We start from the raw sequence: 19,374 nt of genomic DNA on the forward strand, positions 1-19,374 counted from the left end.
GCCAACGGTCGTAACCCGCCGGATTAAACGACGACGTTTACAATCCGCTTCGGCACCACCACTACTTTTTTCGGCGTTTTTCCTTCCAGCCACTTCTGCACCACCTCGTTCGCCAGGATCTCGTTTTCAATAGCTTTCGGGGCCGCATCCGCCGGGAATGCCAGCGTCGTGCGCACTTTGCCGTTGATCTGAATCGGGTACTCGATGGTATCTTCCACCAGAAAAGCCGGATTGAAAACCGGGAATTCGGCGTAGCTCAACGAACCCGGTTCGTTGCCCAGAGCCGCCCAGAGTTCTTCGGTGATGTGGGGTGCAAACGGCGCCAGAATGACCACCAGATCCTGCAAAACCGCCTTCTTGTTGCACTTCAGCGCCGACAGTTCGTTGACGCAGACCATGAACGCACTCACCGAGGTGTTGAACGACAGGTTCTCAATGTCTTCTGCCACCTTCCGGATGGTTTTGTGCAGGATTTTCAGTTCGGCGGGCGTCGGTTTGTCATCCGTCACCAGCCAGCGGCCCGGGCGGTTTTCGGTCGGTTCTTCGTAGAAAAGCCGCCAGAACTTTTTCAGGAAGCGGTACACGCCGTCGATACCGTTGGTATTCCACGGTTTGGCATCGGTCAGCGGGCCGAGGAACATCTCGTACAACCGCAGGGTGTCGGCGCCGTAGCGTTCCACAATCGTGTCGGGATTGACCACGTTGAACTTCGATTTCGACATTTTCTCGATTTCAACCCCGCAGATGTATTTGCCATCTAGCTCGGTAATAAACTCAGCATTTTCTGCGTAATCCGGACGCGTTTTCCGGAAGGCTTCCACGTCCAGCACGTCATTTTCGACAATGTTTACGTCAACGTGCAAAGGCGTCACGTCATACTGATTTTTCAACCCACTCGACACAAAAACCGGCGTTTTCCCCTCACCTACCGAGTCTTTCACCCGGTACACAAAATTCGACCGGCCCAGAATCATACCCTGGTTCACCAGCTTTTTGAACGGTTCTTCCTCCGGCACGTAGCCCCGGTCTTTCAGGAATTTGTTCCAGAACCGGCTGTAGAGCAGGTGGCCCGTGGCGTGTTCGGAACCGCCGACGTACAAATCCACACTGCGCCAGTAGTCGATGGCGGTTTTATCCGCAAATTCCCCTTCGTTCTGCGGGTCCATGTAGCGGTACCAGTACCAGCTTGACCCCGCCCAGCCGGGCATCGTGCTTAATTCATATTCGTACTGTCCTTTATATTTCCAGTCTTCGGCGCGGGCCAGGGGCGGTTCGCCGGTTTCGGTCGGCAGGTATTTATCCACCGATGGCAATTCCAGCGGCAATTCGGCTTCCTCCAGCAAATACGGCAAACCGTCCTTGAAGTAGACCGGCACCGGTTCACCCCAATATCGCTGGCGGCTGAAAACTGCATCGCGCATCCGGTAATTGATCTTGGCCTTCCCAATTCCGCGTTCTTCCAGAAACTGCACCAATACCGGCATGGCTTCGGAATACGTCAAACCGTTGACAAGACCGGAGTTGATGTAACGACCTTCTTTCGTATTATCCGCCTGTTTCTCAATCTCCTTCTGGGCGTCCAGAATCGGAATGATCGGCAAGTCGAAGTGTTTGGCAAACGCCCAGTCGCGCTGATCGCCCGACGGCACGGCCATGACGGCCCCGGTTCCGTAGCCCGCCAGCACGTAGTCGGCCAGGTAAATAGGCACGCGCTCGCCGTTGAACGGGTTGATGCAGTAGCTGCCCGTAAACACACCCGATACGGTTTTGGCATCGGCCATCCGGTCGCGCTCCGACCGCATTTTAGCCGCCGTCACGTAGGCATCCACGGCGGCTTTCTGCTCGAGTGTGGTCAGTTCCGGCACCAGGTCGTGCTCCGGCGCCAGCACCATAAACGACACGCCGAAAATGGTATCCAGCCGCGTTGTAAAGACTTTGATGCGTTCTACACGGTGTTCAATCTGAAAACTCACCTCCGCACCCGTCGATTTACCGATCCAGTTGCGTTGCTGTTCCTTCAGCGATTCCGACCAGTCGACGGTATCCAGCCCCGTCAGCAGACGGTCGGCGTAGGCCGTAATGCGCATCATCCACTGACGCATCAGTTTCTGCTCGACCGGATAACCGCCCCGCTCCGACACACCGTCTTTCACTTCGTCGTTGGCCAGAACCGTGCCCAGAGCCGCACACCAGTTCACCACGGCGTCGGCCACGTAGGTCAGGCGGTATTTCAGCGTAATTTCGTACTGCTCGCGTTCCGATTTGGCGTTCCATTCGTCGGCGGTAAACCTTGACGCATCTTCGTCGGCCACGGCCTGAATCCCGCTCGTACCATTCGCTTCAAATTTGGCAATCAGCGTTTCAATCGGTTCGGCCTGGTCGGTTTCCCTGTTGTACCAACTGCGGAACAATTCCATGAAAATCCACTGCGTCCACTTGTAAAATTTCGGATCGGACGTGCGGACTTCCCGGCTCCAGTCGTAGCTGAAGCCAATATTTTTCAATTGCTCGATGTAGCGGGCAATGTTCTGTTCGGTCGTAATGGCCGGGTGCTGGCCGGTCTGAATGGCATACTGCTCGGCGGGCAGCCCAAACGAGTCGAAGCCCATCGGGTGCAGGACATTGAAGCCTTTCAACCGTTTGTAACGCGTCACAATATCGGAAGCGATGTAGCCCAGCGGGTGCCCGACGTGCAAACCGGCCCCCGACGGATACGGAAACATGTCGAGGATATAATATTTCGGTTTGGAAGCGTCGTTCGTGGTGCGGTAGGTCTGGTTCTTTTCCCAGAACGCCCGCCAGCTTTCTTCAATCTTCTTGTGGTTGTATTCAGACATTGGAGCTAATGCTTTTATTAAATGTGCTGTTACACAGGGTTAACCAGAGGACACCAGGGTTGATCAGAGTTTTCCCCTGATAATCTCTGATATTCTTTGATTAACCCTGTGTAACAACTCCCTTCACAAAAGTAGGATTTTCTTACGGATTCGCCTGCGTATTTCGCTGAAGTCGGTTGAGCGTGTAGCAAACCAGCCGGCCCATGAGGTTCTGCTGCATCGTCGAGCGGAGTTTACCCATCTCCAGTTCGTAGATGTAACCGGCTTTCAGTTCGGCCAGTTTCAGCGTGACGGTTTTCCCGTCGGGCGATAGCTCGGCCTTCGTCACCGCCACCGGCTGCTTGTCAAACTGCTTCGACCCATAGGCTTCGTGGTATTCATAGTAATACCGCTGGAATTGATAATTCGTGAGTTGCTGGGCCGTGGCCGCATCGAGCGGTTGCGTGAAGGTCAGTGTAAAACCGGTCGATGTCAGTTTCATATCGGCCAGTTCGAGGGGCGTTTTGCCTTTCCAACGCACGCGCTGCATCCCCCGGGCACCCGCCCAGCCGTGGTCAGTCTGGCCGAGCCACAAACTGCCGTCGGGGGCAAACGCCAGCCGGTTGTTGCCCCGTCGTAAACCGGTTCCGGCCAGAAACGGCGCACACGCTCCCTGAATCTGCCCATCGACCGTCTCGAGCATGAGCCGGATCAGATACGGGTGATCCATTTCGCCGATCAGCATTTTTCCGGCAAACGGCCCGAACTTGCCACCGGTATCGTCCAGCAACGGCTGCGTGGGCGAGTTGGCAATCCGGCTGTGCGGAAACGCCACACTTTCGACCGTCCGCAGACTGTCCAGCATTTTCACCGGCAACTTGATCGGCGTAATACGCGGAAACCCTTCTTTCCAGAGCAGGCTCGCCGGATGGCCGTAGTGCTTTCCTTCCTGCACGTGGTATAACTTGCTCGTCCCTAACCAATCACCCTGATTATCAGCCGCAAACAGATTCCCGTTAGCATCAAACCCGATGCTGTTGGGTGAGCGAAAACCGCTGGCGTACGGATGTAATTTCCCGTCGGGCGTCAGTTTCATGATCCAGCCCCGGTACGGCACCGCCGAATACATCCGGCCCGGACGACCCAGCGTATCGAGTTTGCCGCGTACTTCCGGAAAAATACCCGCACCGTTCGACGCGCAGTTCAGGGCGATGTAGAGGTTTCCTTTTTTATCTTTGACGGGGCCGAACGCAAATTCGTGATAGTTTCCGGAGAGTCCGAAATCATCCGTCACCGTCAGGTATTCATCGGCCACCCCGTCGCCGTTGGTGTCTTTAATACGCGTTAGCTCAGGGCGTTGCATCACCAGAATTTCCGAGTTGCTGATCGCCATAATGCCCAGCGGATCGTGAATGCCCTCGGCAAAGAGTTTCCAGGTTTTGGTTTTGGGGGTATAGATCATGATTTCCCCCCGGTGAAAACCGGCCACAATCCGTCCGTCGGGCATCACCGCCAAACCGTCTGTTTCGGCCGTCAGCCCTTTCGGCATCTGAATCGTTTCCACCTCGTAATAATCCGTGATCGTATCGGCAGGAAAAAGTGGTTTTGCCCATCCCGGCAACGCCAGAAAAAAGAGAAAAACCGCAATCAGGGATATATCCCGACACGTATATTCAACACTATTCATTGTATGCTTCATTATTCAGCAATCATGGTTATCGTAAAGCTCTTGGTTCCTACGGGCAGCCGCAGCATGCCGTCCTGAATTTTGCCAACGGACGGGCGGTATGTCACCCCATCACCCGGTTTACAGGCAACATAAACCGGCCCGGCCACCGGACCCAGACTGAAATGCCGCACCAGCCCCTTGCCCGTTGCGAGCGGTTTGATCATCTCCCGGACTTCCACCCCATTGACCAGGTACCGGAATTCCGGGTAGCGATTAATGAGTTTATAGCCCTTGAACTTTACTTCAGGCAGTCGGTCGGCCGTTCCGAACCGGATCGGGAAACCGCCCCGGTCGCGGAAATATACATCCCCGATCACGTGCGTCGGTTTCTTGCCGTTGCCGTCCCAATGGTCAGTCTGGTCGATAAAACCGCCTGTCCAGGCGTAGCGCAGCCGACAAGCTCCGGCATCCCAGCAGTAAGCGGTTTGGGGCGTCAGTCCGACCGCGATCGACGCGGGCCCCGAATCGGGCATGAAGGTGCGGTATATGGCCGGATATTTCAATTCATACGGATGGTCCGGCGCGTGATGAGCGTGGCCCGCCGTGTCGTCTTTCCGGTTAGCGGCCACGTTCGGATCTTTGTCCAACGGTGGCACCATGGCCGGTCTTCGGGTGACATAGATAACCCCGTACATGACAAAACCGTGACCGGGATAGGTGCAGACGTAGGAATAAATTCCCTCCTGTTCGAGCTTGAAACTGATTTTCTCGGACTTCCCGGGTTCGACCACCGGCGTATAGGCCACCACATCCGGCGTGCGGGGTACATAATTGAGTTTCACGGCCTGATCGCCCAGCGCGAGCGAGGTGTTGACGACCCGTAAACGGGAGTTGGGCAGGGTGACGACCAGGTTGTGCGCCATGTCGTCGTAATTGTCCAGCGTCAGGTGAATCCGGGTACCGGGGCGCACAATCAGGCGGGGAACATCGTACTTTAAGCCTTCAAGGGCTCGAATCGTCAAGGTGGTATCCTGGGCAAAAGAGATCGATCCTTTCAGACCGCACAGAGCTATAAGCAGCCCTGTGATTACTAAATTTTTCATGCAGGCAAATTATAGCGAAAAAAGCAAAATTACGGCTTTTTCTACTTTTTTAGCCCACGCCCTTCTTCCCGAACCACGCCCGGCGATCCGGGCAATTTTCGGCATTCCCCTTCGTTTATTAAGTAGTTCTTTTTGTGGTAACTCCCTGAATTGTATCGATCTACCGCTACTTTTTCATTTCCCGGCTTTCTTAGCAGTAAACTCGTATGCGGTGGTCATTTTTATCGACTTGTTCTATCCATGTCACTATTTTTTCGCTATTCGTCGGTTGCCAGTCCGATCAGCAGGACATTGGTCCCACGGGCGACTGTCTGGTCAAATCGTCGCTGACGAACGGTCAGGCCATTGCCAATTCATACCTTATAACGTACAAACCGGATCCTGACCTGTCGGTGGCACCCAGGGCGCGGGCCGGTGTGGCCGTCCGGCAATTACTAACCCGGCACAGTCTGAACGATCCGGACGCACAAGTACTGTTTTCCGGCGAAAAAACCGGCTTTCTGGCCCATATAAGCGCGGCCGAAGCCGAACAACTGAAGGCCGACCCGGCGGTCGAATTCGTTGAACCCGACCGGACGATCTCACTCTGCAGTTGTGTCGATGTAACCGTCACCTCCACGCTGACCTGGAATGTGAAGCAAACCGGGTACGGACGGGGCGACCTCAACGCCGGCAAAACCGCCTGGGTGCTCGATACCGGGATCGACTTCGACCATCCCGATCTGAAGGTGGATAAAAACCGCAGTCAATCGTTTATTACCGGCAAAACCGCCGATGACGAAAACGGTCACGGTACGCACATTGCCGGTATTATCGGCGCGCTCAACAACCCGATTGGCGTAACGGGTGTGGCGTCGGGCGCGACGCTTGTGGCACTCCGGGTGCTAGACAACGAAGGCGAAGGCAAACTATCGGCGCTCGTGCAGGCGGTTTCCTACGTTTCCCAGAATGGCAAAGCCGGGGATGTGGTCAACATCAGCATTGGTGGCGAAGGGACTTCTCCGACGCTCGAGCGGATCATCAAACAGGCCGCCGACAAAGGAATCCTGTTCGCCATTGCGGCCGGAAACGAAGGCGAATCCGCCGAAAAATACACCCCGGCCAACATCAACCATCCGAATGTGTTCACGGTTTCGGCCATGGATCAAACCGGGAAATTCGCGACATTCTCCAATTACGGGCCTACTACGGTGGATGCCTGCGCGTACGGCGTTCGCATCACGTCTACGTATCTCAATGGGAAATACGCAACGATGTCGGGCACCTCGATGGCCTCACCGCACGTAGCCGGTTTGTTGCTCATTCGCGGGAACCACCTGCCGACCAACGGTTTTGTCACGGGCGACCCGGACGGTGATGCCGATCCCAGGGCCGGTGAATAGCGGTCTGAAAATCCGTTTCGCGGCCATCAGAATCCGGGTTGCGTAGGTTCGTTGGGAACCGGCGGGCTACTTTTGCTTCGTAAACAACACAACGAAGCAATCATGAAACGAACCTTTGAAAACCCGCTGATTGGCGACACCGTTCATTTTACGAAATTTGCCCACGAACCCGGCGGTTCGGCAACCATCATTGATGTTGAATTGAAACCCGGTGGCGGCAATGGCCTGCATTTTCACAAAACCATGGCCGAACAGTTTGAGTGTCTGGAAGGCATCGTCTCGATTCAGGTTGGCAAACTGGTACGACAGCTTAAACCCGGCGAAACCGCCACGGCCCCGGCGGGTTCACTGCACCGGTTTTTCAATGCCAGTGCCGAACCGGCCAAATTCCGGGTTACGATCGATCCCGGTCATGTCGGTTTTGAACATACCCTGAAGATCGCGTATGGGCTGGCCGCCGACGGCCTGATGACGAAATCCGGCATGCCCAAAAAGCTGTGGCACATGGGTACGCTCATCCGATTATCGGACACCAATGTTCCGGGACTTTTCAGCCTGCTGCAACGCCCGATGGCCTGGCTGGCCCAACGGGCCCTGGACGACGGACGGTATGAGAAGGAATTAAAACCGTATACGGACTGAGCGAAAGTCTGGCTTTTCGGTTTTTCCCGTATGTTTGCTGCATGAAAATTCTCTCCCTATCTGCGCTAACCCAGGAACAGTATTTAGCCGCTCAAGCCCTCGAAATTAGCTGCAAAACCGCCGATGGATTGCAAGGATTCATTCACTGGGACAAAACCATGAATTTTTATCCGTCAATGCGCCACTGGTTTCTGTTGTACGACCAGCACGTATTGATCGCCGTTTTATCCGCCTTCGCCCCCACCACAACCCAAATCGAATTCGGCGGTTACACGCTGCCCAAGGCCCGGCGGAAAGGTTGTTTTTCGTTGCTGCTCGACGTGGCCAAGGAAGAAGCCCGGAAGTACAACTACCAGCACCTGCTTCTGATTACCGAACAGGCATCCTTTGCCGGTCAGGCGTTTGTGCAGCGACTCGGGGCCACCCACGCCCATACGGAGTATCAGCTTTTGTGGCAACCCTCCCCTTCCGCAAAACCGCCGGTTTCGTCGGAAGCCGTCCGGCTGGTTGAAGCCACACTGGCCGATCTGGAATCATTGACGGAAGTCAGCCACTCGATTTTTGGCGGAACGCCCCAGGAAGCCCGTCAGATTCTGGAAACCTCCATTACCTCGCCCCACCTGACACAGTATGTGGCCGTCCGGCAGGAAAAACCGGTCGGAATCGTGGCGGTCAATTTTGTGCAGGACGACGCCTGGATTATCGGGCTGGGCGTTTGCCCGGAATGGCAGGGAAACGGACTCGGCAAAGCGATTCTGTTGCAGACCCTGGCTCTATTGCAGCGCGATGCGCGCGCCAAAGCCATTCGTATTGAAGTTGATTCGGGCAACGAGGCCGCGCTGAAGCTGTACCTGAAATCCGGTTTCACCGTCCAGATGGGGCAGGATTATTTCCGGTTGCCGCTGGCCTGACAAAAACTATCTCTTTTAGCCAATTGGCTGGACAACGACCGAATTTTGTAGCGTCGACGTAAAGCATGCTATGAAAAAAGTCTTATCGGCAGCACCCTGTAACTGGTGATGATCGGGATAAAAAAAACGTACCCAACGTGTTGTTACACAGGGCTGATCAAAGCCGTCCCCTGATTTTCTCTGAGGTCCTCTGATTAACCCTGTGTAACATCCCATCCTTTCCTAACTATTCGCATCTTTCCCTTCTTCCAGCTTTTTGATCATTGCCGCTACGCTGTTTTTATTCAGCTCGTTGGGCGCTAGCGGCAGGGCAGCTTTCAGATACGGCAGCGCCTTTCTGAAATCGCCCAGCGCCGACAAACCCCGTCCCATGCCTACGTTGGTGGTAAACTGGTTCGGATTCTTGTCGTAATTGACTTTGAACACCTCGAAGGCTTCTTTCGTCCGTTTTTGCTGGAGCAGCGTGCGGGCATACTGGTGCAACTCGTTCATGTTACCCAACGGAACCGCTTCTTTCATCACCGCGTCGGCTTCCGCCGGTTTGTTGAGCGCCACCAGGACGACCGCCTTCGTGCTGAGGGTCTGGAAGTTCTTCTGGCCGACAAAGGGGAGGTTCACCGCCTGATCCGCCCAGACCAGCGCCTGATCGAGATGGGTTTTGTGCTGGACGCAGAACGTGGCCGCCTGCACGAAGGACTGCCAGGTAAAGCCCTGTGAATTCCGCAACTCGTTCTTAAAAGAAGCCACCTGAATGGTATTGACGTCGGCTTCGACCCGGAACGGAATCATTCGTTTTTCCCACAGCAAGGCCACCGTCGCGGAGTGGTCGGTCTGGTCGATGAATTCGTATTTCAGCCATTCAACGCTTTGGTCGAGCGACCGGTTTTTCACAACGACCCGCAAGGCATCCTCCGCCGGTTCGTAGAAAAAGCTACCCCAGGACGTGGCGTTTCTGGAGAAAATAACCGTGGTTTCGGTTTCACCCAGCAGCATATGCAACCCGTACGTTCCGGCGGCCAGGCCTTTGCCTTCCACGTTGACATCGGTGGAAAAGGAGATGACGGTATTTTCGTTGGCTCCGGCCCGCCAGGGGGCGGCCTTGCTGCTACCAAAACCGGGGTCTACCAGTCCGTAGTGCGCCACCGGCGTACCCCAGACTTTGCCCTCGCGGCCTTTTACCCCGGGGCGGCTGTAGCGAATAGAGATCGTAGTTAGTCCGATCTGCTCCGAAACGGAAGCCTTTTTGTTGCCGCCGTCGGGAATGGCGGTTAATTGCTGCGCCGATACCCGGGTCGAAACCGTGAGAAATCCTACAAAGAGAAAAGTAGCCAGTCGTTTCATGGGAATGTTGATAAAGTGAATTCCCAAATTAAAGAAACGAAGGAAGGGCTTAAATCCCCCACTTTGGGGGATTTAACCAGAAAACTGATTTATTCCTGCACTTCCCGCTCGACGAGTCGCTCGGCGATCGGCAGCAGGGTTTCTTCCAGCGGCAGACGTCGTTTTGATTCCACCATGAAGGTTGCCGGATTGGGCAGAAACGGCCGCCGGCGGATCAGCTCCAGCTTTAGCGTTTCGTAGGTCGTCCCAACGCCTTTCCGAACCGAATCAAGGTAGCGCGTCCGGATGGGTTGGGTTGGAGTGGTCTGAAAAGTTAAACCGGGTAGCCCCAGTTTCGCCCAGGTCAGGTTATAATAATAGATGTGGGTCTGCGAATGACAGGTCCAATGCAGAAACAGATAGCCTTCATCCCGACGCAGCGGCAACATTCCGATCGGTGTCAGGGTCAGGTTGGTGGCCAGTTCGTCGGCCATTTCCTGCCCATTCGTCAGAGCCTGCCCAAAGCGGGGCAGGGCAAAATTGATAATGGAGTCGATTTCGGCCATGTAATTTTCATCCTGCTGCCGGGGCCGGTACCGCACCGTAAGAGTTTCAGGATCAATTCCGGTAACATCCTTGGGAAACGAGGCAGAAAGACTACCTTTGCGGCTCCGAAAACGGAGGCCATTCTCATAATGATCGCGCAACTCCGTCAGATCCGGGTACAGTTTCTTGGCAGAAAAACGACGCTGAACAGTTTGAAGATATGCCAGAACGACAAACTTTTTGTATTCCAAATCAAGCAGCCCGTGCGTCAACCAATCGTTCTGAAGTTTTTTCATTGGTACGAATTCGGAAGAATGGTGGATGTTGTTGCTAAGTAAGTTACCGAAAAAATAGAATCTGCCAAATTGTATTTGGCGTTTTTTTTCGTCAGCCAAAACCGATGCATGCTAAGCGGCTGATTACCAAAATGACGCTAAAAACCGGAAATTTTGTCAGTCTTGTCAGCAAAAACCGTTCTGGCACAATAAATGCCAAAAATCGACACGTCAGTTCGGCTCAAACAGCCCGCCGTTCCGACGGTTTGCCGTGGGAGTCGAACCCTTATCAAGCACAACACAATTTAAACTACTAAAACACAAGCCCATTATGGAAGCAGTAACGGAAAGTAAAGTAAACGTAAGACCGTTGGCTGACCGGGTGCTGGTTGAACCAGCTCCTGCTGAAGAAAAAACCGCATTTGGTATCATCATCCCCGATACGGCGAAAGAAAAACCCCAGCGCGGAACCATTGTGGCCGTGGGTACGGGTAAAAAAGATGAGCCCCTGACCGTTCAGGTAGGCGACACGGTGTTGTATGGCAAATACGCCGGCACCGAAATCACCGTAGAAGGCAAAGAATACCTCATCATGCGTGAGTCTGACATTTTTGCCATTATCTAAAAATTAGCTTCAGACGGTTTTGCGCTTACGACTAAGACCATAACCGGCTGGCCGTTAATTCGTTTACTCCAATTACGTTAACTCATTAATTACCTTTTAAAAATGGCTAAGAAAATATTTTTTGACACGGAAGCCCGCGATAAAATCAAGAAGGGCGTTGATACGCTGGCGGATGCGGTAAAAGTAACGCTGGGCCCAAAAGGTCGGAACGTTATCCTGGATAAAAAATTCGGCTCACCGGCCATCACCAAAGACGGTGTGACGGTAGCTAAAGAGATTGAACTGAAAGACGCCATGGAAAACATGGGCGCTCAATTGGTGAAAGAAGTAGCTTCCAAAACCGCTGACTCGGCCGGTGACGGTACGACGACGGCGACGGTTCTGGCCCAGGCGATCTACTCGATCGGGGTGAAAAACGTGGCTGCCGGTGCGAATCCGATGGATCTGAAACGCGGTATCGACAAGGCCGTTACCGTGGTTGTCAATAACCTGAAAGAGCAGTCTCGTGCCATCGAAACGTCGAAAGAAATCGCTCAGGTTGCAACGATCTCGGCCAACAGCGACGAAGAAATCGGTAACATGATTGCCGACGCGATGGAGAAAGTAGGCAAAGAAGGCGTTATCACGGTAGAAGAAGCCCGCGGAACGGAAACGGAAGTAAAAACCGTGGAAGGGATGCAGTTCGACCGGGGTTACCTGTCACCGTACTTCGTAACCAACACCGAGAAAATGGAAGCTGAACTGGAGCGTCCGTTCATCCTGATCTCGGAGAAAAAAGTTTCGTCGATGAAAGAACTGCTGCCGGTGCTGGAGCAGGTGGCTCAAACGGGCCGTCCGCTGCTGATCATCGCAGAAGACGTTGACGGAGAAGCCCTGGCAACGCTGGTGGTGAACAAAATCCGGGGTGCGCTGAAAGTAGCGGCCGTTAAAGCTCCGGGCTTTGGGGATCGTCGGAAAGCCATGCTGGAAGATATCGCCATCCTGACGGGCGGACAGGTAATCAGTGAAGAGCGTGGTTTCAAACTGGAAAACACCTCGATCGAATTCCTGGGTCAGGCTGAAAAAATCATCATCGACAAAGACAACACAACTGTTGTTAACGGTGTTGGACAGAAAGAAGACATTACGGGTCGCGTTAACCAGATCAAATCGCAGATCGAAAACACGACGTCGGACTACGACCGGGAGAAACTCCAGGAGCGTCTGGCCAAATTGTCAGGTGGTGTTGCCATCCTGTACATCGGTGCCGCGACGGAAGTAGAAATGAAAGAGAAGAAAGACCGCGTTGACGATGCCCTGCACGCAACCCGCGCTGCCGTTGAAGAAGGTATCGTGGCCGGTGGTGGCGTTGCCCTGATCCGGGCGATCAAATCGCTGGAGAGCGTTAACACCATCAACGAAGACGAGAAAACCGGGGTGCAGATCATTCGGGTTGCCCTGGAATCTCCGCTGCGGACGATCGTAGCCAACGCCGGTGGCGAAGGTTCGGTGATCGTGAACAAAGTAAAAGAAGGCGAAGCGGACTTTGGTTACAACGCCCGCGAAGACAAGTTCGAAAACCTGATCGGTGTCGGTATTATCGACCCGACGAAAGTAACCCGCCTGGCGCTGGAAAACGCGGCTTCAATCGCCGGTCTGTTGCTGACCACCGAATGTGTGGTAGCCGACGAACCGGAAGAAGCTCCGGCAGCTGGTGGTGGCCACGGCCATCCGGGCGGCATGGGCGGCATGATGTAATCTGTCGTCCTGGTCAACCTTACAGAACCCCCGGCCCGTGGTCGGGGGTTTTTGTTGTTACGGGCAGTGAGTGCCTTTCCGTCCTGGATGCAAACCGGGTCTGCCCGGTGTGTATAAAATTCCCCAGATCAACACTGTACTGTGCCAGTTTTCGGTACAACCCGATTCTAAAAAAGGTGATTTTAAGCCTAAAAACCGCCTTTCTCGTCTTTGGCACACATTTTTCTCCTGAAATGGCTATACACAAGTTTCATTCACCAAAACAAGGAAACGTCATGGGAAATTTGCTTTATGTCATTGCGGTGATCTTGATCATCCTCTGGTTAGTCGGACTGTTAGGCTTTAGTAGTTTTGGGATGGGTAATATCATTCATGTCTTACTGGTGATTGCCGTGATTGCCATCATTTTACGATTAATTCGGGGCGACCGGGTCGTGTAGACTGACGCAGTCAACTCAAAGTATACAGAAAAGCCTCCGGAGTTTCCGGAGGCTTTTGCATTTGCATCCTTTGGGGTTTCGATTAAACCATTGCCGCCGAAAGCGATCCAAGAGCCATTCATCATTAGCAATCAATACGACATGAAAACGATAATGATCGGTGTGGCAGCCCTGGGATTACTGATTGGAGGCTGTACGACCCAAAAAACGACGACCCATGATCGATACGATCGCCGGAATGACCGGTATGGCCGGTACGACAACCCCGGTCCCGGTATTCGGGAAGTTCCCCTCGAAAATAAACTGGAACGCTGGCAGAACGAGTTGAGGCTCACCAATCGGCAAAAACGCGAAATCAGAACGATTCAGGAGCGGTACGAACGCCGGGGCCTGACCCGGGCCGAACGAAACGACCGCCGGGAATACCGCCAGCTAGTCCAGCAGAAACGGAAAGACCTGCTTTCGGTGCTTACTTCCCGCCAGCGCGACCGGCTTCGCCAACTGGAACAACAATACCGGAGTTGATACAACCCCTCTTGATTGAATGAAAAGGACACCTTCGGGCGTCCTTTTGTTTTTTTCGGGAAATGAATACCTTGCTGCTGAATCCCTCTTCCTAACCCTTCATGCGTCCATTTCGCCTTTTTCTACTGCTTCTGCCGGTCTGCTCTTTTCTGTTTCACGCCCCGATTTCAGGACAACGGATGAAACCCCCGAAACGAAAAACCACGGTTTCCATCGTGGGTGATCAATTTTACATCAACGGAAAACCGACGTTTCAGGGCCGCAGCTGGAAGGGTCACAAAATTGAAGGGCTATTGCCCAACTCCCGCATGGTGCAGGGAATCTTTGACGACCTAAACCGGGAAACCCGTTCCAAATGGGCGTATCCCGACACCAAAACCTGGGACCCTAACCGCAACACCGATGAGTTCATTGTGGCCATGCCGGTCTGGAAAGCCCACGGTTTGCTGTCATTTGTCCTCAATCTGCAGGGCGGCAGTCCCGAGGGTTATTCGAAAGATCAGCCGTGGATCAACTCGATGTTCAACCCGGATGGCTCCTGGGACCCGTCCTATTCCAACCGGTTGAAGAAGATTCTGGACAAAGCCGACGAACTTGAAATGGTCGTGATGCTGGGTCTGTTTTATTTCGGACAGGATCACTACCTGAAAAACGAAGCCGCCGTCATCAAGGCGGTTGATAACACGCTGGAAATTCTGGCCGATGGCGGTTATCGAAATGTGATTATCGAAATCAACAACGAATGCGATAACAAGTATGACCACGCCATTCTGAAACCGGAGCGTGTGCACGAACTCATCCAGCGCGTGAAAGCGAAGAAAGTCCGGGGGCACCGGTTTCTGGTCAGCACAAGCTATGGCGGGGGCAAAATTCCGCGCGAGAACGTCGTGCGGGAAGCCGATTACCTGATCCTGCACGGCAACGGTGTGAAAGATCCGGCCCGAATCATCGGGATGGTTGAGCAAACGCGGGCCGTACCCGGTTACCGGAAAATGCCGATTCTCTTCAACGAAGACGACCATTTCGACTTCGACAAACCGGCCAACAACTTTCAGGCGGCCACGAGCGCCTACGCGTCCTGGGGCTTTTTCGATTACCGCATGAAGGGAGAAGGAATCGACGAAGGGTATCAATCACCGCCCGTTAACTGGCAGATCAGCTCGCCCCGGAAGAAAGCGTTTTTTGACTACCTGAAGGAAATAACCGGCGGTTTGCCCTGAACAACGACCCGGTGTGGCTTCGTCGGCCCCGATTGATCAGTAAATGAAAGCCGGTTTTTGCTTCTGGATGCAAAGTCGGGTTAACAATCCGCCCTGGTCCCGGTTATGCTAAAACCGCCTAACCTGTTGACGCTATGAACGGTTTCTGCCTTCTTCTTTTGAGCTCGCTGCTGGTGATCCAGCCCGACGACGGCGCTAAAAAAAACCGCCGACCCAAAAACCGGGTCGAACGCAAAGCGTTTCAGGATTCATACGCGGAAATTACGTACCATGATCGTTGGGAAAAAGTGGTAACCGTCCGGTTTTTTGATCCGGAGAACCACCGAATCTCAGAAGAACATTTTAGTAATTATCCCCTCCGAATCCGCCACGGACGGGCCAGCGCCTGGTATCCGAACGGGCAGTTACGCTGGGCCTGCGACTTTAAAAACAACCAGATCAACGGCCCTTACTTTTCGTATTTTGAAGACGGGACGCTGAAACGCCGGGAGCTATACCGGCAGGGGGTGGCCCGCAAAGGCGAGTGCTTTACGCCGGACGGCACGCCAACGGCCTGTAACCCGCTCGTCCAGCAAGCCGAATTTGACGGAAATCAAAAGCAATTCATTCAGTTTATGAAAGAACGGCTTCCCCGCATACCGTCGACCGAACCCACGTTATTTATTACCCTGAAAGGCACCTTGTCGGAAGAAGGCATTTTGTTCGGACTTCGGCCAATGCCCTATATGGCTCAGCGGCCCCAGTCGGAAAAAGACCTGGCCCGCCAACTGATCGAGTCGCTGCATGACATGCCCCGCTGGCGTCCGCTCATCATCGACGATCAACCCATCCAGAGCGATTTGTTGATTAGTATTCAGTTTAGTAATGGCAAGGTTTTCAACGCAAGTTACGGCATTAACCTACTGTAACGTTCGTACAACCAGCGACTTGCAAAACTCCTGATCGGTCAGGATTATTTCCCTTTTCACCCCTTCTTCCTTTCGTCCGCACCCCGATTCCGTGGCCCGAAATGGCCGCTTCACCGCGGAAAAATGAACACGACGATCCGCATTTTGGACACTTTTCCGTCGGTGAATCTGCTCAATTTTTTTTTCAAAAAACGAAATGAACGTATCCTTGATAACGGGTGCCACGGGTGGAATCGGTGAAGCCCTGGCTCGACGCTTAGCGGAACGAAAGCATAATTTCCTGCTGGTGGCCCGGAACGAAGCGAAATTGCAGCCCCTCTGCCGGACTTTAGCCGGTAAAAACGGGATAGAAGCACAGTATATCGTCGCCGATCTCAGCCAGCCCGGCGCAGCCAAAGCGGTTTTCGACGAAAGCCAAAACCGGGGTCTGTTCGTAAATGTACTGGTGAATAATGCGGAAATCGGAGCGAGTGGCGAATTTGCAAAAAATGATTTGCAGGCGGACCTGAGCCTGTTGCAACTGAACAACCATTCGCTGGTCGAGCTCTGCCGGCTGTTTTTGCCGGGTATGGTCGAACGTCGAAGCGGGATCATCCTGAATGTGGGTTCGATGGCTTTTTTTTTCCCGAGTCCCTACATGGCGGTTTATGCCGCTTCGAAGATGTTTGTCCGGTCCTTTACTATCCACCAGAAACTCATTGCCAAAGCGAAGGAGAAAGTGACGACAACGGAATTATCCGTCGGCGAGATTGCCTATTTGTTGGGGTTTGAATTTCCCCAGTCGTTCAGCAAGCTTTTTAAGAGCAAAACCCGGCAGACCCCGCTGGAATACCGGCAATCGTTCAATTGAGGTGAGGGAGCGGATCTGAAAAACGCAGCGGTTGGGGCTTTGGTTTACCAGGACATTTTGTTATTACACAGCGTTTATCAGAGATCATCAGAGAGAATCAGAGTCCATCTCTGATAAACGCTGTGTATGCCTTGCTTTTGTTCGTTACTTGGCCGGCGCCGAAATGACGCCCAGGTAGCGCCCCATCCAGTAGGGCAACAGGAATGTATCTCCGGCGCTGAGTTCACTCATACCGTTGCCCCTAAGTCGGTCAAGTTTGAAGAGATTCCGGTTGTGTTTGAGCTCAGGACGCTCGTCGGGAGGTAACACCCAAGCAGTGTTTTGTCCCCAGAAATTCACCGGCACAAATTCAAGGTCTTTCCGGTGGCTATTCATGACCGACCACTCGATCATGTCCAGCGGAAATTCCTGCAAATGCCAGATGCTCTCGTTCAGATCAAACGATTTAGCCCCCGTCATGGCGTAACAGAAATTCCAGAGGCTGTTTTTTTCGGGTCGTTCAAATTCCCAGTGTTCTTTGATGGTCGCGCCAAATTTCGCTTTCAGATCCTTGTCAAAAGCGTACGGATACAGACTCCAGTAGGCCAGAAAATACATTTCGTCGTCGGAGTGATTCCATTCTTCGGAGAGTTCCCGCGCCAGTTCGCTGGCCGAGGCCGGGGCCCGGCCAATCTCGCCCATCGGGCGCATCAGGTTTTCGAGATACCCTTGTTTCTCCATCAACTCATACGCCTTTTCCTTATAAATCGGCTTTTTGGTGAAGTGATATGCCGCCTGCAAAAACGCAATGATGTTCGATGCGTTAATTTTCCGATCCCCCACCATGGTGGGAAAACCGTTGACGTAATCAGGGTGCCACTTCCCCCAGAGCGTTATTTTACCATCAAAATCGACCAGATACCAATTGTTATTGATGATCGTGGTCATCAACTTATCGATCAGATCGATGGCCCGTTTGCGGGTATCTCCTTCCGTTAGCTCGGCCACCTGCGTCAGGGCGAACATTTGCCCGACGGTCTGGTCGCTGCTGGTGGTGCCGCGCCAGTCCCAGTTGGGATCCTTCGCGTGGGTCCAGCCATCGCTCGCTTCGCTGTCGTTTCCCGGTTTAAACTTGACGGAACCACGTCGCTCGAATCCCCGCGCGAAATAACCCGGCATACTGGTAATCGTAAACAGGCGCTCCATCGCGTCAAACGACTCCATCCAGTTCTGCAAGGCTTCCGGATCGCCGGTTACTTTATAGCGGTACAACTGGCTCACCAGATACATCGAGGTCCAGAGGTTATCGCTGTCGCGTTGCCCCACTTCGAAGGTCGACAAATCGCCGTTTTTGAGCGTCGCCCCATCGCTGTTAAAACCGTAGCGGATGTGTCGCTGGCGAACCTGTTTCTCATACACCAGGGCCTTCTCGTGGAGTGTCATTTCCCGAAACCGAATCTCCCCCAGGCCTTTGCTGGTCAACAGCAAAACGGTTTTCTCCTCCCCTTCCGAAATATGAACCACCCGGTTTCCGGGCAGCCAGCGTTCGCCGTAGTAGTAGTTAAATTTCCCGTCTGGCCGCAGCATGAAGGCACCCAGTTTTGACCCAAACCAGAGGTTGCCGTGGACGTAGGCGATAGCTGTCAGGTCGGTAACGGGCAGTTTTTTCTGTAAGGGCAACACGGTTTTGTTCAGATCCGGATCGAAGACCAGGTAGCCATCCGTCGTTCCAATGTACAACTGGTTTTTCACGATGTCGAAGCAGGTCAGATTCGGCTGCCGAAACACGGTTTTTAGTTTTTTATCGGACATCGAAAACAGCGTAACCGACTGGTCTCTCAGCAGCCAGAACCGGTTCTTAGCGGCATCGAATCGGATGTCTTTGACACGATCTGTATCCAGCTTTCCGCTCCAGACAACGCTGGAATCGCGCAGTACTTTCAGGGAAGTTCCGTCCGAAACCAGAAAGGTAAACCGATCCGCAGCCGGACAGAATAACCGGGCCCGCGGTAATTCGTGCGGAGCCATCAGTTTCCCGGCCCAGGCATTGCTGAAGACGGCCTTATCGTCCAGATAGACAAACTGGCGCTGATAAAGGGCCAGGTCTACGAGCTTTTTGTCGGTCATCGGGCGATAAGCGCGCAACGACTCCAGCGTGCCCGGATACTGAAACTGTCCGCCGGAAGGGTGCAACAACCCCTTGGTCGATAAAATCTGGATGCTCCCGTTCCGGTCGGCGTATACCCTGGAAAGCTGAACGGTCGTATCCTTCAAATAGTGTTTTACGCTATAGTCCTGCGCGTACGGAACATCTTTGTAAACCGTCGGCTGCGCGTGCAATTGCCAGACGGTCAATACTAAAAAAACAAGTAAATAGGGTTTCATATGGAAGGCTGTTTCGCGGAGGTAAGCGAAGAAAAAAGAGT

General features: G+C 53.5%; 15 protein-coding genes and 2 pseudogenes. 11 read left to right on the forward strand and 6 right to left on the reverse strand.

Going from position 1 to position 19,374, the window contains the following annotated elements; genetic code table 11:
• Positions 1–23: 23 nt before the first annotated feature.
• From leuS to ACFPMF_RS05800, 3 genes are all read right to left on the reverse strand, one after another.
• On the reverse strand, positions 24–2,837 hold the full coding sequence (gene leuS, locus ACFPMF_RS05790) for a leucine--tRNA ligase (protein ID WP_379842051.1): 2,814 nt from the start codon (positions 2,835–2,837) through the stop codon (positions 24–26).
• 142 nt (positions 2,838–2,979) lie between these two features.
• The gene (locus ACFPMF_RS05795) at positions 2,980–4,503 is read right to left on the reverse strand and encodes a PQQ-dependent sugar dehydrogenase (protein WP_379842053.1); all 1,524 of its coding nucleotides are present in this window, start codon (positions 4,501–4,503) and stop codon (positions 2,980–2,982) included.
• 11 nt (positions 4,504–4,514) lie between these two features.
• Entirely contained in the window at positions 4,515–5,588 is a 1,074-nt protein-coding gene (locus tag ACFPMF_RS05800; RefSeq protein WP_379842055.1) for a plastocyanin/azurin family copper-binding protein, read from the reverse strand.
• Between the two features lie 206 nt (positions 5,589–5,794).
• Between ACFPMF_RS05800 and ACFPMF_RS05805 the strand changes: the two genes are divergently transcribed.
• From ACFPMF_RS05805 to ACFPMF_RS05815, 3 genes are all read left to right on the forward strand, one after another.
• Positions 5,795–6,970: a S8 family serine peptidase gene (locus tag ACFPMF_RS05805; RefSeq protein ID WP_379842057.1), complete on the forward strand. Its 1,176-nt coding sequence runs from the start codon at positions 5,795–5,797 to the stop codon at positions 6,968–6,970.
• Positions 6,971–7,072: 102 nt separating this feature from the next.
• Positions 7,073–7,612 (forward strand): cupin domain-containing protein, encoded by a 540-nt coding sequence (locus tag ACFPMF_RS05810; RefSeq protein WP_379842059.1) that lies wholly within the window; start codon positions 7,073–7,075, stop codon positions 7,610–7,612.
• A gap of 41 nt (positions 7,613–7,653) precedes the next feature.
• Complete coding sequence (locus tag ACFPMF_RS05815) at positions 7,654–8,523, forward strand: GNAT family N-acetyltransferase (protein WP_379842061.1); 870 nt, start codon at positions 7,654–7,656, stop codon at positions 8,521–8,523.
• A gap of 222 nt (positions 8,524–8,745) precedes the next feature.
• Here ACFPMF_RS05815 and ACFPMF_RS05820 read toward each other — a convergent pair whose 3' ends face one another.
• The gene (locus ACFPMF_RS05820) at positions 8,746–9,864 is read right to left on the reverse strand and encodes a DUF2911 domain-containing protein (protein WP_379842063.1); all 1,119 of its coding nucleotides are present in this window, start codon (positions 9,862–9,864) and stop codon (positions 8,746–8,748) included.
• Positions 9,865–9,953: 89 nt separating this feature from the next.
• Complete coding sequence (locus ACFPMF_RS05825) at positions 9,954–10,685, reverse strand: hypothetical protein (RefSeq protein WP_379842065.1); 732 nt, start codon at positions 10,683–10,685, stop codon at positions 9,954–9,956.
• Between the two features lie 310 nt (positions 10,686–10,995).
• Here ACFPMF_RS05825 and ACFPMF_RS05830 point away from each other — a divergent pair, with 310 nt between their 5' ends.
• From ACFPMF_RS05830 to ACFPMF_RS05865, 8 genes and pseudogenes are all read left to right on the forward strand, one after another.
• A complete protein-coding gene (locus tag ACFPMF_RS05830) occupies positions 10,996–11,289 on the forward strand; it encodes a co-chaperone GroES (RefSeq protein ID WP_134034078.1) in 294 nt (97 codons plus the stop codon).
• A gap of 102 nt (positions 11,290–11,391) precedes the next feature.
• Entirely contained in the window at positions 11,392–13,026 is a 1,635-nt protein-coding gene (gene groL / locus ACFPMF_RS05835; RefSeq protein ID WP_379842068.1) for a chaperonin GroEL, read from the forward strand.
• A gap of 275 nt (positions 13,027–13,301) precedes the next feature.
• Positions 13,302–13,466 (forward strand): lmo0937 family membrane protein, encoded by a 165-nt coding sequence (locus ACFPMF_RS05840; RefSeq protein ID WP_379842070.1) that lies wholly within the window; start codon positions 13,302–13,304, stop codon positions 13,464–13,466.
• Between the two features lie 141 nt (positions 13,467–13,607).
• Positions 13,608–13,991, forward strand: a complete 384-nt coding sequence (locus tag ACFPMF_RS05845; protein WP_379842072.1) for an OmpH/Skp family outer membrane protein — start codon at positions 13,608–13,610, stop codon at positions 13,989–13,991.
• A gap of 101 nt (positions 13,992–14,092) precedes the next feature.
• Entirely contained in the window at positions 14,093–15,211 is a 1,119-nt protein-coding gene (locus tag ACFPMF_RS05850) for a glycoside hydrolase family protein (RefSeq protein WP_379842074.1), read from the forward strand.
• Between the two features lie 134 nt (positions 15,212–15,345).
• Complete coding sequence (locus ACFPMF_RS05855; protein WP_379842076.1) at positions 15,346–16,119, forward strand: toxin-antitoxin system YwqK family antitoxin; 774 nt, start codon at positions 15,346–15,348, stop codon at positions 16,117–16,119.
• Positions 16,120–16,315: 196 nt separating this feature from the next.
• Positions 16,316–16,798 (forward strand): annotated as a pseudogene (locus tag ACFPMF_RS05860) (SDR family NAD(P)-dependent oxidoreductase); the annotation flags it as partial.
• Positions 16,799–16,801: 3 nt separating this feature from the next.
• Positions 16,802–16,969, forward strand: a pseudogene (locus tag ACFPMF_RS05865) (helix-turn-helix domain-containing protein); the annotation flags it as partial.
• 144 nt (positions 16,970–17,113) lie between these two features.
• Here the strand turns inward: ACFPMF_RS05865 and ACFPMF_RS05870 are convergent.
• Positions 17,114–19,333: a hypothetical protein gene (locus ACFPMF_RS05870; protein ID WP_379842078.1), complete on the reverse strand. Its 2,220-nt coding sequence runs from the start codon at positions 19,331–19,333 to the stop codon at positions 17,114–17,116.
• Positions 19,334–19,374 lie beyond the last annotated feature (41 nt).

The organism is Larkinella bovis (genome assembly GCF_042655385.1).
Taxonomy (GTDB): Bacteria; Bacteroidota; Bacteroidia; order Cytophagales; family Spirosomataceae; genus Larkinella; species Larkinella bovis.